A 2,044-nucleotide genomic window follows, 5' to 3' on the forward strand; every position below is an offset into this window, starting at 1 on the left:
GGCAACGGCTCCTGCGAGGTCATCGCCAGCGTGATCAAGGCCTTTTGCGAGCGCGGGGACAATATCGTCACCGCGGACAAGACCTTTGCCGTGTACGAATGGGTGGCCGAGTTTTCCGGCTTCCAGGCCCGGTTGACGCCGCTGCGGGACATGGCCTTTGATCCCCAGGCCATGCTGGACGCGGCCGACGAGCGGACCAAGATCTTTTTCGTCTGCAACCCCAACAACCCCACAGGCACGTACTGGGACGCGGCGACCATGCGCGGCTTCTTGGAGGCCGTGGGTGGCGAGCGGATCGTGGTTCTGGACGAGGCCTATTTTGAGTACGTGGACCGGAAGGATTACCCCGACGGGATGGAGTTGATGCGCGAGTTTCCGAATCTGGTGGTCTTCCGGACCTTCTCCAAGATGTACGCCCTGGCCGGGCTGCGCGTGGGCTATCTGTGCGGATCAGCCGAGGTGGTGGACATCATCCGCCGCACCCACGTGGTCTATTCCGTGAACAGCCTCGGCCAGATCGCGGCAACCGCGGCCCTGGAGCACGACGGCCCGTTCATCGCCGACACCAGGGCCATGGTAGGCGAGGCCAAGGAACTGCTGCGCGGCGAATGCGTCAGGCTGGGGCTGGAATATGTCTGCCACGAGGGAAATTTCATGATGATCCGCACCCCGGTCTCCGACACCCTGCTCTATCGCAAGCTGGCCCACAAAGGCGTCCTGGTCCGGACCATGACCGGGTTTCGCTTTCCCGACTGGATTCGGGTCAGTCTGGTGCAACGGCCGGTGATGGAGGAGTTTTGCAGGGCGCTGGAAGAGGTTATGCGCGGGTGAGGTCGTGCGGGACGGGCTGAGTTGGGTGCAAAAAGTTATTTCGCGCCAGTCAGTGGTAAGTGTCAGTGGTCCGAGTCAGAGGTTAAAGTCAGAGGACAGATGGCAGAAGACGGAAGGGAGTACAAACAATGTATTGCGATTCGCCCTTGTGCCCCAAAATGCCGGCAAAGGACTTTTTGGATTTCCGGCAAGGTTAAATTAATCCCTTCCAGGTTTACTGCGTCACATACAAACTCAGCCAGTTGAAGTTTGGCAAGCATTACTGCTTTTGCCTTGTTTGGCTTCATATTCCATTGAGTTTCATTCATTTCACTTGCCGCATTGATAATATAGTAGAGGTTTCGAACGCGAGGTGTAACCGGTGCGGAGCACGCGAGGTGTGCGCATCATCCGCGTTGACACCCTGGTTAGCCCGGCACTATTCATGCCATGGCATTGGCTTTGCCTCGGGAACCTCGCCGGAGGCCATTCGAACGCCTAACTCAAAAGCGCGTCTGCAATCGTCGGGAAAGACCTTGGCATGACGCTGCCGCTTTGCATCCTTATCAAAGGCCTCCGCCTCGAACTTGTCGTAATCGCTGTACTGCAGAGTGTCGGATGATAGAAGCAACTCGCATGCACCAAAGTGAAACTGCAGCATCATCTGTGTCATAGCGAACATCCGGTCATAGCCTATCTGTGGGAGCATATGATCAGGAGCATTCATGGTGTAGATCATGGCGGTGTTGATACGTCGAGGAAAGAGAGAGCGCCCATCCTTGGAATATTTCAAGTATGGGAAGCACAGTCGCTCTAGAAAAGCACGCGTGGCAGCGGATTCGGCACCATAATAGACAGGCGTGCCTATGATCAGGGCATCGGCCTCCTTGACACGATCCAGCACCGGGGTCAGATCATCCTGTACTGAGCATACCCCATCCTTCTTTCGGCTTAGGCGCTTGCACGAGAAACAACTGATGCAGCCGGAGAACGTAAGATCGTATAGTTGGACCAGTTCGGTTGCCGCGCCGGTTGACTGAGCGCCTTGCAGGGCATTATTCAACAAAGTGACAGTATTCCATTTCTTCTTGCGTGGACTGCCGTTGAACGTCATCACCTTCATTGTCTACCTCCCTCATTAACAATTACCCCCCAACCCCCAACCGCTTCATCGAATACACCCCATCCATCCCGCCAACCGGCGTGAACCTCCTCTCATCCTTGGAATCCAGCA

At 56.2% G+C, this 2,044-nt stretch carries 2 protein-coding genes; one reads left to right on the plus strand and one right to left on the minus strand.

Annotation, left to right across the window (positions count from 1 at the left end; genetic code table 11):
• On the plus strand, nt 1–831 hold an 831-nt coding region (locus BLP93_RS16485), incomplete at its 5' end, for a pyridoxal phosphate-dependent aminotransferase (protein ID WP_139163048.1).
• A gap of 418 nt (nt 832–1,249) precedes the next feature.
• On the opposite strand, the gene BLP93_RS16495 is transcribed toward BLP93_RS16485, so the two are convergent.
• Nucleotides 1,250–1,933, minus strand: coding sequence for a flavodoxin family protein (locus BLP93_RS16495; protein ID WP_092124016.1), 684 nt, complete (start codon nt 1,931–1,933; stop codon nt 1,250–1,252).
• Nucleotides 1,934–2,044: the final 111 nt, after the last annotated feature.

Origin of the sequence: Desulfonatronum thiosulfatophilum (genome assembly GCF_900104215.1) — a bacterium.
Taxonomy (GTDB): Bacteria; Desulfobacterota; Desulfovibrionia; order Desulfovibrionales; family Desulfonatronaceae; genus Desulfonatronum; species Desulfonatronum thiosulfatophilum.

What these genes read in the sequence shown, in the direction of transcription:
- BLP93_RS16495 (WP_092124016.1), bottom strand. Translation starts at nt 1,933, where the DNA reads ATGAAGGTGATGACGTTCAACGGCAGTCCACGCAAGAAGAAATGGAAT.